The sequence below is a fragment of the Bradyrhizobium sp. BRP19 genome (assembly GCF_020194195.1).
Taxonomy (GTDB): Bacteria; Pseudomonadota; Alphaproteobacteria; order Rhizobiales; family Xanthobacteraceae; genus Bradyrhizobium; species Bradyrhizobium yuanmingense.
Map to the genome: position 1 here is coordinate 1 of NZ_JADYVZ010000034.1, position 13,487 is coordinate 13,487.

Annotated in this window: 8 protein-coding genes and 2 pseudogenes; 2 read left to right on the forward strand and 8 right to left on the reverse strand. The window is 57.5% G+C overall.

Features of this window, described 5'->3' with window-relative positions; all coding sequences use genetic code 11:
* Positions 1–1,007: 1,007 nt before the first annotated feature.
* From I6F36_RS37360 to I6F36_RS37380, 5 genes are all read right to left on the reverse strand, one after another.
* On the reverse strand, positions 1,008–1,334 hold the full coding sequence (locus I6F36_RS37360) for a hypothetical protein (protein ID WP_225130092.1): 327 nt from the start codon (positions 1,332–1,334) through the stop codon (positions 1,008–1,010).
* A 41-nt stretch (positions 1,335–1,375) separates the two neighbouring features.
* A complete protein-coding gene (locus I6F36_RS37365) occupies positions 1,376–1,849 on the reverse strand; it encodes a hypothetical protein (RefSeq protein WP_225173188.1) in 474 nt (157 codons plus the stop codon).
* Between the two features lie 24 nt (positions 1,850–1,873).
* Positions 1,874–3,250: a hypothetical protein gene (locus I6F36_RS37370; RefSeq protein ID WP_225173189.1), complete on the reverse strand. Its 1,377-nt coding sequence runs from the start codon at positions 3,248–3,250 to the stop codon at positions 1,874–1,876.
* Positions 3,251–3,871: 621 nt separating this feature from the next.
* Positions 3,872–4,330 (reverse strand): hypothetical protein, encoded by a 459-nt coding sequence (locus I6F36_RS37375; protein ID WP_225173190.1) that lies wholly within the window; start codon positions 4,328–4,330, stop codon positions 3,872–3,874.
* A gap of 302 nt (positions 4,331–4,632) precedes the next feature.
* Positions 4,633–5,931, reverse strand: coding sequence for an AAA family ATPase (locus I6F36_RS37380; protein WP_225173191.1), 1,299 nt, complete (start codon positions 5,929–5,931; stop codon positions 4,633–4,635).
* Between the two features lie 324 nt (positions 5,932–6,255).
* Here I6F36_RS37380 and I6F36_RS37385 point away from each other — a divergent pair, with 324 nt between their 5' ends.
* Positions 6,256–7,614, forward strand: a complete 1,359-nt coding sequence (locus tag I6F36_RS37385; RefSeq protein WP_225173192.1) for a hypothetical protein — start codon at positions 6,256–6,258, stop codon at positions 7,612–7,614.
* A 783-nt stretch (positions 7,615–8,397) separates the two neighbouring features.
* On the opposite strand, the pseudogene I6F36_RS37390 reads toward I6F36_RS37385, so the two are convergent.
* Positions 8,398–9,470: pseudogene (locus I6F36_RS37390) on the reverse strand (transposase).
* Positions 9,471–10,698: 1,228 nt separating this feature from the next.
* Positions 10,699–11,089: pseudogene (locus I6F36_RS37395) on the reverse strand (integrase core domain-containing protein); the annotation flags it as partial.
* A 191-nt stretch (positions 11,090–11,280) separates the two neighbouring features.
* Here I6F36_RS37395 and I6F36_RS37400 point away from each other — a divergent pair.
* A complete protein-coding gene (locus I6F36_RS37400; protein WP_225130104.1) occupies positions 11,281–11,706 on the forward strand; it encodes an SET domain-containing protein in 426 nt (141 codons plus the stop codon).
* Positions 11,707–12,372: 666 nt separating this feature from the next.
* On the opposite strand, the gene I6F36_RS37405 is transcribed toward I6F36_RS37400, so the two are convergent.
* Complete coding sequence (locus tag I6F36_RS37405) at positions 12,373–12,633, reverse strand: hypothetical protein (protein ID WP_225130135.1); 261 nt, start codon at positions 12,631–12,633, stop codon at positions 12,373–12,375.
* Positions 12,634–13,487: the final 854 nt, after the last annotated feature.

Genomic DNA, 13,487 nt, shown 5'->3' on the forward strand with positions numbered 1-13,487 from the left:
CCCCCCGCCCCAGCCCAACACGCTGTCGTTTGAGGAGCTTTTGGAAGCCCACCGATTGTAAAGGGGTCATCGGACTTGGATTTTCCGTCCACCTCCGGAAGCAGCTTGAGCAACGGCAGAGCCCCCCAAGCCTCCCCCGACTGGAAACCAGGGCTTGCACCAACAATCGGGACGGCGAGAGTTGTGGTGGAAAAGCTCGTTACCTGCTGAGAGCCGCCTGAAACCGTTTGATGACGCGCTCGAACATGTCACGGACACTTCTAGTGTCTCCTTGGCACCTAATACGTATCCGTTTCGAACACGCTTGAAGGTCATAGTGCCTTTCGAATTCCAAGGCACGCAAGAGCCCGACAAGTTTAGTGATACTGATCTGGCAAATCTCTTTGCGCCGTTAGTTCACGGGCACAAATAGCCGTATCGCCGGAGGCCAGTTCCGTCCGTCTATCACGCATCTCCATCCACGAGCGAATAGGTCGTGCTACGGCCGCCAGCAGGGTCTTTCACGAGTATCCCCTTGGCAACGAGGTCTTCGATTCGCGTAGGGCAGTGTCCTGTGAGGACTTGGTCAGCTTGGCCCACTTTGATGAGTTGAGCTTGCCCTCGAAGCCCTCAAACAGACGCTCGATCATGGTGCGCTGGCGGTCATTGAAGCTTTGATCGGCATGCTTCTTCCAGAAGCGGGCCTTCCTGAGAACCGATCCAAGAATGACGTCGGGGCGATCGAAGGCGCGATCAAGGCAATCGAGAAACCACTCTAGCCATTCCGTTATGTCGAGATCGCCCTTCTGCGTGGCTTCCAGGATAACGAGGCGCTGAGATATCCGTCATGGCCTCGACGACGCGCTATCGACGATTTTTGCGACGGTCCCGGTGGCCCAATTCAAGCGACGGGCCTTTAGCTTGGAAGGGTGTCGGCCGCGCAACAATTACAATGGCTATTCGGACATTTGTAGCCGACCTACACCATTGGACGCATGAGGTTTTCTCTCCTCGTCCGAACACCGCCCTCACTTTCGGCGTCGAAAACCGCGAACTTGTCGCTCCACCTCGCTCTTTGAGGAACCATTATCAAACCGCGCAACGGCGCGGCCGAGGCGATTTTCCTCGCGAAACTCGATTTTCTTATTTTTGTAGCCGCCCCACACGCGACGGCCCCCAAACGCCGCCCAGCCGCTACGTCCGGCTAGCCTTCCACTCCCCGGATCAGCAAATTCGTAGACAGCCTCGATCACGATCGGCACGATCTCTTCGATTTGAGGTGCATGGTGACGAGCGCGTTTATCTGCCTTTTGCTGAAACTCGCTACGTTTCGCTTTCGTGTCCAATTGCTGCATAGGACCAACTCTCCCCTTCGATTAAATCATTTCAAAAGCGACTATTGGCGCTGTCCGCCGCTTGTCTGCTCTAGAATTTCATACAGGAATGTGATCACACGCTCGGCGACTTCCACCACGTCAACGCTCGTGCTGTCAACTTCAATGCGAGCTGCGCCCATTTCGAAAACCCCGTCCTGAAAAACAGCTTCTTCAAAAACAGCTCCGTAAATCGCCATCTGTTTGGAGTTTGTGACAATCCGCGATTTTCTGCCAGTTAACTGACCATGCTTAATTGCGAACGCGGCATCGCGAACGATGCGATAATCCTCATTTTGCGCTGCAAGAACGTCCCGAAACTCATCGTCTTTATCCGGTACGGACACGCCAGCGGCCACCAAGGCTGCATGAAGAATTCCGACAAATGCATCGAGCGTAAGCAAGATGTTCACGGCCGAGGCCAGCCGACCGGGTTTCTCCCTGAGCAAATCAATATTTCGGCCGACAACCACGCTCAGGAAATATTCTGGCTTCACAATTACTCCTTGCCGTTTCGGCGCTCATGAACCCGGCGCAACGACCAACTCCGCGATGTCCCGCAGCGACCCCATATCAAGCTTGAATGCTTGCATGGGAGCGGGAGTGGACCGCGTGATGACAACTCGGAATTCCCACTGATATGCAAACCGAAAGTGCTTCGCGCACTGGATTGCTTCATCTTGAACGGCAGCGAATTCGACCGGGTCATCTGAAACTGAAAGCGGGTCGTAGTAGTACGCCGGTATGAGACGCACGCGTTCCACGCCTGACACCTGTGCCGCCACTGCTTTCGCAAATCTCTCGATGAAGCTGTCGAGGTCATTTATTGCCACACAAGCGTCGCTCTGGAAATCCATAAACAAGCGATAGTCGTAAACGGAAGCGCAGCACCAACAATAATAATCGCTAGTAGAAAACTCTAGCTTTCGCCCGTCACGATACCAACTCATCGTCAGTTCATTGTCCTGACGTGCTAAGCCCTCGGCGCCTGCGAAATATGAGGCAGGCCGGACAAGCAGTTCGCCTCTTTCATACAGGGCGCGCATGTGCTCGGTCTTTCCAAATTTGAAGAGCATCTTTGGCGCATTAAAATAGCTTTCGCGAGAATACTGGGAAGCATCCACCCAATCCGCCCTACGACACCAGCTTTCGTCGGCTAAGCGCCTGATTTTTTCCGGCGGGTTAGCTGATTTCTCACCGTCAAGTAATCCGCGAATGAGAAATTCCTCGGCCAATTCAGTATAGAGAGACAGGAAATCAATATTGCGGGTCGGCGAATGCATTCCATCCCGCCTTGGCTTTATCAAGGTGTATTTCCCGTCATCACCGAGCGTGATAACGTTTGCTATTACATCATGCAGTCGTTGCTCCAATTCCTCTCGGCTGAGAGCCTGCATGTATCGATTGGCACGATAATGAAATCTCTTAATCTCCAGAATAGCAACCAAACTGATTGGTCGAGGGAAACGTAGAACGTGCTCGTGCCGTCCGACGCTTGCCTTCTTTGGAGTTGCGAACGCATCCAGCATCGTCGCAAGTACTCCACGCAGTTTGAGCGCCTCCTCCACCGGCATCATTACATCGGCCCACCCCGCCGTCGCGGTCGCGCATTGAACTATTACCTCACTGCCGTGAAGGACCATGCCGTGGGCTTTGGTGAGTTGAGCCAATAGCGGCATGTAATCGTACGTTACGAAATATTCGTTCGGGTCCAACGTGATCGAATAAGGAAGTCGCGAAAGCCATTCAAAGAGCTTCAGCGCATCCAAGACAGGCATCTTCAGATCGGCGCGCTGTACGGCATTCGTGGCGCACTGGATCACAAGGTCTTCGGCGTCCAAAATTGCGCCGTGGACCTTCGTCAGTTGAGCCAGTCGAGGCATCAATTCAAGGGTCATGAAGTGTCCTGACAAGGCAAAGACGACCGGACGCGCAGACTACCAGTTGCCTCGCTTCTGGCGTTCAGCGAAGCTCATAGTCGCTAACTGGGGGAAACGATTATGCACAACTTTGCAAGCTACATGGCAGAGAGCCAGCTCCTGACGCTGGCAACGCTTATTCTGATGGTCGTGCCCTTTTCTACCAACCTTGGTACTTTGCCGTTGCTATCTCGATTGGAGTGCTGGTCGCATCTTGGATCGTACGTGCCGCATTCATGTCCTTCGCGGCGAGAGGGACCGATCGCGGTACGGGTCCTGCCAGCTAGGCCCCTTCGTCCAGCAGTGAGTGGATAAGCTCGAACAGCCCGCACGCCAACCACGCCAAGAGCAGCGCCAGCGAAAGACAAAACCGTCCGTTTGCGCAGATGGACGTCAGCGAGGGTGAGTGCACCACCACGGTCTTAACTGCTCGTGGCTATGAGCCTGACATGGAAAGCAATCCGATGATCTGGCTTCATGTTGAAGTTGACCCGGTGATTTTCCTGCTGCTGCTTTCGGCAGTCAGGGTTCACCTTCGATAAGGTATACGGGGCCGGGAGACCGGCTCCGTTTCTTTTGACTTGCATTCGGCGAATGTGATTACGCGACCTCTTGAGCCTTCAAGGCCTCGCGCACCGCCACTCCGAGCGGGGTCGGAATGTATCGGATGCCCTTGTAGCTTCCTTCAAAAAAGTACTCGCGCCGTCGCACAACCAGCGCGTCAATGGGCGAGGCGAGATGTGGGAAGAGGGGTTTGAGCCTGCGCGAAAGGGCGATGGTCTCTGGCCGAATGCTGTACCGCGCGTCGCCGTGAGACATGCTGCATGAGTCGTCTCCGTACAGCAGGCCAAGTCGGATGTGCTTAGGCACGGTTTGAACGATCTTTACCAGCCGCTCAATCAACTGCGGATCGAAGTCGCCTGCCGCCGCCGGGGGCGCTTCAGGCTTCAGTCCGCCGGTAAAATGATGGATCGACGCGTTTGGAGCGGCGCTCTCGACAGCAATGCAGATCGAACTCGCTAAGGCGGGATCGTCAAAATGTACCGTTACCAGTTCCATGATGGCCCTCCAGTTCTTGGTAGGCCAACTAAATATCAAACGATGAATGCCTTTCATGCGATTTTTGGATCAATTTTGGCACTTCAGGGGGCGAGAAACGGCATCCTGTCTCGGCCAGCCAAGGTGCGGCGCGCGCCCCTATATTGATTTCTCGTTCCGACGCCCAATCTGCTCCAGTCATCCAGCCCCCGATCTGTTGCTCCACTTCCAGTTAATCCCTAAAGGGATTTAACTGGAGCGGAGCAGATCAGGTGCGCCAGTCGCTCCGGTTCTGCTCCGGTCAACTGGAGCAGCCAGCGCCCCTAGTCGTCGTCGGCCACCTCAATGAACTTCTTCGGCTTGCGGCGCTCATCAGGCCGCTCGACCTCGACCAAGGCGCCCGTCTCGCGCCATGTCTTGAGCAGCGCCACGACTTTAGCCCGGTCCTGCTTGTCGGTAAGGCTGAGACCCAGCGTTTTGGCGACTGCGATGCCAACCCAGCCGTCCGCCCGTTGGTCGGCCCGCCACTGGCCCTGCTTGATCGCCAGCGCGCACCACTCAAAATCCGACGCCGTAACCCCGGCCAGCAGGTCAGGCCACTCCCAGCGCGTCGCAACGCCGATATCGTCGCCCTTCAGATGATCGAACGGATTGCCGCTGACCCGGCTCAACGGGTTGTTGTCGAGATCGACCGAAACCAGCTCAAACCAATCCCGCTTGTCGGCTGGCTCGGTTAGGTTGGCCTTGTCGGCATAGGCTGAGAAATACAATCCATGATGATCGACGCCTGCGTTCTTAGCTTCAGCTTCGGTCATGCTATTGAGCACGCGGGCGGAGCGGCAACCGTCCGTCAGCGCGACGCCGCCGCGCGCGCTCTGCACCGTAACCTCCTGCTCGCCCTTCCGAACGTGGTGGACCAACTCAACGGCGCAATTGCCCTTGTCGGCGACTTTGTCCCATTCCTTCACCACCATGTCGATGGCGTTATTGTCGTTCTCCGGAACCTTATGCGACGAAATGAACGGATCGACGATCACCACGTCGATGCCGCGCTCTTCGATCTCTGCAATCAGCGCGTCCACGACTGGCGTGCAGATCACGGTGTCGCGGCCTTCCGTTTTGGCGATGACGAGGGGGCGTTCGCGGCCGTGATCGACAAACAGCCGATCACCAAGATGATGTTCAGAGAGTTCAAACTGCTTAGCGGTGGCTTGTATGCGGCGCGTCGTTTCCATGGCAGGGTCTTCGAGGTTGAAGTGCCAGACGCGAAGCTGCTCTGAAGCCGTGCCGAGTAACGCCTGGCCTGAGACCATCGAGAGCATTTCGGTAATGATGAGCGACGATTTGCCGAGAGCGCCCGGCGCAACCGTGGCGCTGACATATTCACTTCGCCGCGCGACGAACCAACCATCACCGGGGTTTCGATGGATGATACCTTGCGAGTGCATCAATTCAAGCCCCTCCTGGCGACCGCACATGTCGCACGTCGCGTCCTCCTTCAGATCGGTCGCAGCCGCAAAGGATTCCTGCACTGTCCCACCGCGACACGCGCCAAGATGGCCGGGATCCGATTCACCCTCTGCCGCCAGAATTAAGACCTTCTTGGCAAGGCATGCCTTCATCGGAGGGGTCCGCCTCGGTTCGGGCACCATCCAGACGCATCGTCCAGAACACTTCGCAGCTCAGTACACACTTTAGTAGGCCCTATGATGCTACTCCACGAAATAGAATCTGTTGGTGCCAGCTCCGACTCACCCAGCCAGTGTTTCGGAAAAATGCAATCCGGCGATCCTTGGCGCGTGCCTCGGGTGAGTGTGGCAGTCGGATTGGCCATTTTGGCTCACTCAAGTCTCCAAGCGCGTCAGCTTGTCGACAGCTGATCCTAATAGAGGGAGAACAGAGAGCGGATCTGCTCAGGATTGCGAACCGACCCAAAGGGAGGGGATATGGACCCATTTAACAGCATCAACCCATTCGACCGGGCTGCTTACAACGACGCGGTGACACAACCGCAACAGCAGCAAGCGGAGTTTGAGCCGTACTTGGATGAAGTCCCGCAGCTTGATACCACTGCCGTCGCAGGGGTTCCTGTTTCTCCAGATCGCTACTATCCTCATCTGCCTGACGAAGACCGTAGACTTACCGAGGCGTTGGAACTTGGGGCCAGCGGTCCTCATCCCGAAGACGCAGTCACCAGAGGCGTCGGGCACGTCGCTGCGCAGCACAACGCGCGGGAGGCTTCGAGTTGGCCGAGCGAGCTGACTGCGGAAGGTCACGATCAGGATTCGCTGCGAGGGATGATCGGCGAATCCGTCCTAGCATCGTCTCTCAAGCCAACCGCGCACGATCACCAAGCACCGGATCTCGGAGAAGCCGTTCGTCACTTCAACTGGAGCGACGGCTACCAGCCGGCTCCGAACGAGCTGACCGGGAGCGCCCCCCTTTCAAGTCACGCGCCCCTCATGGGTGAGGATTACAGCGGGCAGTTGAGGCCTGCGAAGAGGCAGAGGACGCTAAGCCATGCGGAACTGGATGCCATTGAGCGCCAGCTGAGCGAGCCGGGCAATTCAATGGCTCGTGTGCTGATGGAAAACGCCGGCGCACCGTCGCCTTTCGGGCCAGCGGTCGGTTCACCATTGGTCCTTCCTGAGGAAGGTTACGATCAGGATCAGCTGTGGGCGATGGTGCAAGACGCCGGCCCATCATCGTCTCTCGAGCCAACCGCGCGCCATGAGCAGACCCTGAATTTAGGAGCGGTTGTCCATCCCTTCAACTTCAGGCAGGGCAACCAGCACGCGTCGGCTGCGCTTGACGGTAGCGGCATCCCGCCGAGTCAGGACAGCCCACCAAACAGCTTTATCGTTCACAATGACCGCTACACGGCGCTATTCGTGCCCGCGGCGGCGATGAGGCCAAGCACCCCACTCAATGCGCCAGGCCCTGCCATTCCTCTCGGATCTCGACAGGAATACGTTCCGCAGCCCAGCGCACAGCCAGCGAATCGAGTCTCACCAGCGCTGCTTGGACGTTCGATGCAGCAAGCCGCCCCGGCGTCCTCCAGGGCTGACAGGACATCCCCGGCGGCCCGCGAAATTTATGCTGCATCATTCGCTGTTCCGGAGAATTTTTCGCACGGCACCCAACCCGCCTCGGACACGATGCGTTCGAAGCTCGGCCGCTGGGGCCTCTTGCCGGACGCGGCGCAGCCGGAAAAGCAATACGACATTCGCGGCGAGCTCTACACCGCCCTCCTGGGGCCGGGGGGGCCCAATGACGTTCGGCTCATCCATCACCCACGAGAGTAGACGCCGCGCACACTCCCGACGCTAGCAGCCCGTCCACATAGGTCCGGTATTGGGCTTGTTAATGGACCATAGCTGGCTCCAGCGACGATTGCGTGCTTGGCTCGGGACCGGCTGTGCGGGAGAGCGCTACTCGGCCCGATTAACTTGCGCCATCATCGCTGTGCGGCTCCTCGGCGAGCCGCATAGCCATCGCCCTTTGATCTTTGCCGAGAGCCGGGACCAAGCTGCGAAGAACACCTACGGTGTTATTGCCGTTGCGTTTTACAGCATTGCCATTAATCAGGGCCTCCTCAAGTCCCGAGACAGGGGAAATCCTCGGAGTAAAGAGGCTGCTTCCGGCGCCCTGTTGAACACGCGTCGGCCGAGCTTAGCGGGTGTGGTCGTCCATTAGCCCAGATGCACATCCTGGTCGCGGCCTTCCGCAGAATGCTATTTTGGCCAACGCTGCGCTGCGCAGCGGCGTCGTCGATCCGCCTCGAGTCTGTCAGTGCCGTATCTTCGGGATCAGCAATGGTCGGATACCGATCTCCATCGTTTTAGCGCCGATCGACGACTTCCACAGCTGAGCCAGTGCTGCCCGACGTTGCCGCCACCGCTTGTGTCCTGGTTATAGCTCTTGACATCTGCATTCAGCGCTTCGGCGGAAAGCCGGCCAGCAACGCCTTTCTTGTTTTTTGACGCAGATGTCGCTGAACCTTCAAGATTAGTGCATAACCGTGGCGTTGTCTGTCGCAGCTCCGGCTTTGAACTCTTTGACATCAGGATCTCGGGGACCGAAGCGAGCTATCGCCAAATTTGGTGACGGCGATGCCGGTCAGCGGCGGCGATTATGGGCTGACGGTCGGCCGGTTTGGCGATGACCTCGATCCCGTCGTTGAATGTCACAGTGCTCGGCGGCGAAGTCTTAGAAGGCGAGCAGCGTGTCTTGGTCCTTGCTCAGGCAGTCGGCCACCTTCTCGTATTTCAGCGCGTAGCTCTCGATGAAGGCGTCGAACGCCAGCTCGGGGACGACCTTCGTTTCAGCCATCCAGATTTCCTGCCAACGCGCGCTTGGCTTTCAACTGCGGGCCCTTTGACAGCTTGGCGGGCACGTTCGCGGGACTTGTGCACCCAGGAGCGCTGCTCGCGCGTTTTCGGCCAGACCCCGCCGGCCACCTTCCCGAGCCCGAGTGCGCCATCGGTCAAGCCAACCAGTTCCTTCGGCCTTCCGGCGTCGCGCCGATCAACACGAGGATGCACTGCTTTTCGTCCTCGAGCCGGGCCTCGAGATGGAGGCCATCAGCGCGGATGTAGACGTAGCGTTTCGCCGACGCGCTTCTGGCACGCGGTGTGCTCGTCGAGCTAGCCATCCCTAGGCGACCGATCGCCGAGGCCGACAATCCGGCAGCATCCTTGCCGAGCAGCGCAGCCAGCGCTTCCGAGGCGTCGCCAGTCGAGATCCCCTTCAGGTAAAGGATAGGCAGCAGCGTCTCGATCAACTTCGAACGGCGTATGTAGGGTGGAAGGATCATCGACGGTGAGAACCGGATGCGGTCGGGAATCGGAGGCGACCCCCTGGCGATCGCGCACGCGCGGCTGGCGGATAGCGACCGGACCGATACCGGTCGTCACCTCCCCCTCTGGCAGGTGACCGTGCCGGGCGATGCGCTGGTGGCCGGCCGCGGTCCTTCAAATCGGGATGCTTGCCGAGATAGTCCGCGACCTCGGCTTCGATCGCCTGAGCGAGATGGACGTGCCCAGTTGCGCAAGACTTTTGTGAGTTGATCGGCGACGGTTCCTGGCGGAATCAACTTGATAATGTTGTCTTTGGATAGGGCATATCGGTCCTTCGGTGAAGAAGTGGAGGCGTCAAGCACCCACGATATGCCGCCTTTTCGATTCCCGCCGTCACCAACTTTCGGCGATCTCGACCGAAGCTGCTACCTCCATCTAAGTCATATCGTTCATCATGTGTGAACGCCTTCACGTCGCACTTGATCCGAGACAAGTCGTAGACCAAAGCTCGTTTACGCAAGCCGGCGAGGCGTTTCGGACTTCCTGCCGGCCTAAATTGACGATCGCAGCACCAAATCTATGCCTTAGCTGATCCAAGCCTTCACGGCCGATCCGGCCACCCGGCCGGGGTCATAGGCCCGTCTGGCCTCGGGCGAGGGATCAATTTCACGAGGCGTTTGCTTGTCCCCGTCTGCGGCGGTGAGGATAGATGAACGCCGCATCGAAAGATGCCTCGGCCAGTGGCACAGGGCGTGCAGTGCGTTTGTTGCGTGGGAAATTTCAGTGTCCCGGCTCAGGCATAAAGGGCGCGGCGTATTTTCGTGACACGAGTGTCGTCTTTCCTTGGGACACCCGACGCGATTTCGTAACAGGTCAATGTAGGAGGAACTGTTGATCCACGAATTACCTCCGCAACAGTCCAGGTTCCTCGTTCGAAGGGGGACCACCGGCTGGATGGTTTATGATCGAGAACGCAAGGGGCCGGCGCTGTTAAAGGACCACAGCTTGGCCGAGAAGCTGTCCAAGGAACGGGCCGAACAAATAAGGCAGGCACTGGTCGATGGTTCGATTAACTGCTGGCCGTGATCACTTGAGGTGAGCCTTATTTAGGAAAATGAAAGTCTATCCTGCGTTCAGCTCCGCTCTGGGGTCTCCACGCGGAGAACATAGCCATTCGTTCATGCCCCCCAGCCGGGCCTGGTGAGTTTGGCGATGATCTTGAGAAAATCGGCCTGCGAACAGCTGGGGCGTCGGACAAACCCACAGGCTTGTCCTTGCTTTCTGGCAGCATCAGCCGTTTTGCAAAGGCCTGTCCGTCACCCGCTAAGCACCAGACCGAGATGCTGGACCATGGAGTCCAGCCGCGCCGTGCGTCGCGCGGATGACGCCAATATCCCGTCGGCGAAACGCTCAGTGAAGATCTGGCGTCCGCACGACGGCGTCGCAGCGGAAGCGTTCGATGATCACCACGAGCTCTACGAACGCGGCGCCAGCGACAGATCGGTCACGCGTCGGCGTTTTTGGATACGCCGTGGAATCGTCCCGCACCTGCCACTCAACTTTCATCCAGCAGCGCTTACAGTCTCGGGTTTATGCAGCGAGGCCGACCTTTGGACCATCCGGGCTGGATGCGCCGACGTGGTTTTGCAGCAAAATCGGCGATCTGCTGCCGATGGCGCCATGGGGCCGTTCTTCGTTGTAGTCTCCACTTTTTCTTGGGCGTCCGCAAGGCTGAGGAACCGGTGCGTGTTGAGGCATTCGACCCGGAAGGCGCAGTCTTCGATGAACGCGTTGTCGGTTGGCTTACCGGGCTGGAGAAGTCCAGCGTGACACCGCGTTGGTAGGTCCAGAGGTCCAGATCGCGCGACACGAACTCGCTGCCTTCATCGACGCGGATCGTTGCCGGGAACCCCAATTCCTTGCAGGCGCTTTCCAGGATCGCCACGACGTCGCTGCCGCGGAAGGTGAACCGTGGCGCCAGTCCTGCAGCATCTCCTCGTGGAGCGACAGCCGAGATCCTCATCGGTAGCAGCCGCTACCGAAAGGGATGCACAGATTGAAAAAAAATCGAGGTTGTGACCGAGACGCGATTAAACGACCCCACCAATTTATGCAGGAGATTGCACGGCTCAGGTTAGTTAGCTTGCAGGGTGCTAGCGACTTTGGGGAGATATGTCAGTGTTGATCGTTGAAACTATTTTGAAGCCAGACCAGTTTGGCGGTATTGGACTTTTCTCCGCTACTCTTTTGCCTAAAGGTGCATTGATTTGGATTCATAACCCAATCGTTGACATTGCCGTGACACCTGAACAGTACGCAACTTTACCTCGAACATTTCAAGCTTTACTTGATAAGCACGCCTATCCAAGAGACCTCGACGTTGATGATGGTGTTTTAGAGTACAATGCTGACAACGCTCGTTTCATGAATCACAGCAATCAACCAAACACATACCAAGACGATCATTGCCGAATTTTCACAGCCCGAGACGTACAACCGGGTGAAGAACTAACTTGCGATTACTTGTCTTTCGATCCAAGGTGCGACTTATCGTGGGTTAAAGTGCTATCGCCGAATGTTGGTGCCGGAGCGGGCTAGGCGACAGTGGATTGAGTCGGGTCTGCGACTTCGATTCCCGTTGGCTAATTTAACGCGGGAGAGTTGCGTCAACTGGTTGTGGCCATCGACGCGACGCAGCTTTTCTCGGCGGCCTCGGCGAGCTTGAGGATCGTAGCGAGCCTTGTTCGAAAGACATCCCTTGAACGGTGCGCCGGAACGCGCTGGCCAACGCGCTTTCAATGAGGTTGGTAGTCCCCTCATGTGGAGTCCTCTAAATGTGTAGCGCCAGTCAAAGACTTCGTTACCGGCGCGCTTTTCCGCGAATGTCGGCAACGAGTCCTGGCAGTGACAACACTGGGCTGCTGTTATGTCTCCTGTGATTTTCCGGGGTAATTGATGAGGCGCTTCATGAAGAAGTAGATCCTGGAAAGCGAACGCTTAGCCCGAATACTTCGATGACGCCATTGACGAGAGCGGCCCTGTTCGGGTGATCGACGTATTTCTCGATTCGCTCGGTTTGGCTGAGATGCGCTTCGAGGTTGCGGAGCCAGCGGGCAGCGTCGCGCCCCCACTTTGCTCCTCGAACTCTGCCAAGAGATGGATTTATTGGCAACGACGAGGCGCCGCCACCGATGGCAGCAAGTTCAATGCCGTGAACAGCCGGGACAGGAACTTCACGTGCACGAAGATGGAGCGACGGCGTGCTCAGTTGGAGGAGAGCGTCGCGCGCTGAGTCAATTCGACGCGACCAAGCGCCAGGAGCCGGTGGAGGCGCTGGCCGCGAAGGAGACAAGGCTTGCCCAGAAGCTGACAAAGCTGACAAGCTTGTTGGCTACGAGGAAGCGCCTGCTGCTTGGTGATCTTCGCGGTCAGGGCCAGACCTAAATCGTAGGCGGCAGTTCCGCTTATGGCAACAATTCTCGTGCCATCAGCAGATCTCTCAGCAACGATCTGCTGGCCCCACACGGGAATTCCTTTGCTGCTGCTCAAGGCGGAGAGTGGCGCCGGAACGGTTAGGCAGCGCCTTAAGCGACGAAGAAGTATCGAGCTCGAGCAATCCGGCAACGGAGGCCTCAGGTGATCTTCCTTGAGCTATTTCAGCTAGGGGACTGGTTTGAGGTACAACCTTGTTCACCTCACGGATCTCGGCGGCGGTAGCTGACCCTAAAATGCTCGATCCGCGTGGTCGGAATCATGGAATTGCTCCGGAAGCATTGCTGGAGCGGAGACACCACCGGGTGATGCAGCGGGAGAGGAAGTCACGGCCCTTATCGACGTGATACCAAGTAAACGACCTCAATGGCGCCTAACGACAAACGCGCAGCCCCGCTGGAGTTCGGAGCCGCCGGCTCGCATCCTAACCCGACATAATCCGATCATCTGAACGATGCTTGGCAGCCTTGCCGCCGCCTCACGGGAGCACCCGATCACGCCTAAGCCTGATCAACGAAAGGTGTGATCTCTCGCTTGCGCAGAGCAAGCACCGCCCCCCGACCGGCCTTTCGAACCGGTTCACTGCTCCGTGGTATCTCCGCCTACGCACCTCTTGATGAAACTCCTCCTGGACTCCCCAACGACCTTCTGATCGATCGCCTGCTTCAGGCAGTCGCGTCGATCCGCGTTGCATCGAATCGTGCTTGCACTCCGAGGTAAGTCATTTCGCTTTGTGGTTGGAATTTTCGTCGCGGTCCGGCGCCCTTAAGTTGTTTGACGAAGTCTTGCTGAAACACAGTGCCGCTAAACTTCCTGTTAGGTAATTAGCCCTGTTCTTTTTTATCGCACAGACAATCAAGTCAACCAAACGGCCATTGAGCTTTGGA

Coding starts and splice junctions, on each gene's coding strand:
- I6F36_RS37360 (WP_225130092.1), bottom strand. CDS start 1,334: ATGCAGCAATTGGACACGAAAGCGAAACGTAGCGAGTTTCAGCAAAAG.
- I6F36_RS37370 (WP_225173189.1), bottom strand. CDS start 3,250: ATGACCCTTGAATTGATGCCTCGACTGGCTCAACTGACGAAGGTCCAC.
- I6F36_RS37375 (WP_225173190.1), bottom strand. CDS start 4,330: ATGGAACTGGTAACGGTACATTTTGACGATCCCGCCTTAGCGAGTTCG.
- I6F36_RS37380 (WP_225173191.1), bottom strand. CDS start 5,931: ATGAAGGCATGCCTTGCCAAGAAGGTCTTAATTCTGGCGGCAGAGGGT.
- I6F36_RS37385 (WP_225173192.1), top strand. CDS start 6,256: ATGGACCCATTTAACAGCATCAACCCATTCGACCGGGCTGCTTACAAC.
- I6F36_RS37400 (WP_225130104.1), top strand. CDS start 11,281: ATGTCAGTGTTGATCGTTGAAACTATTTTGAAGCCAGACCAGTTTGGC.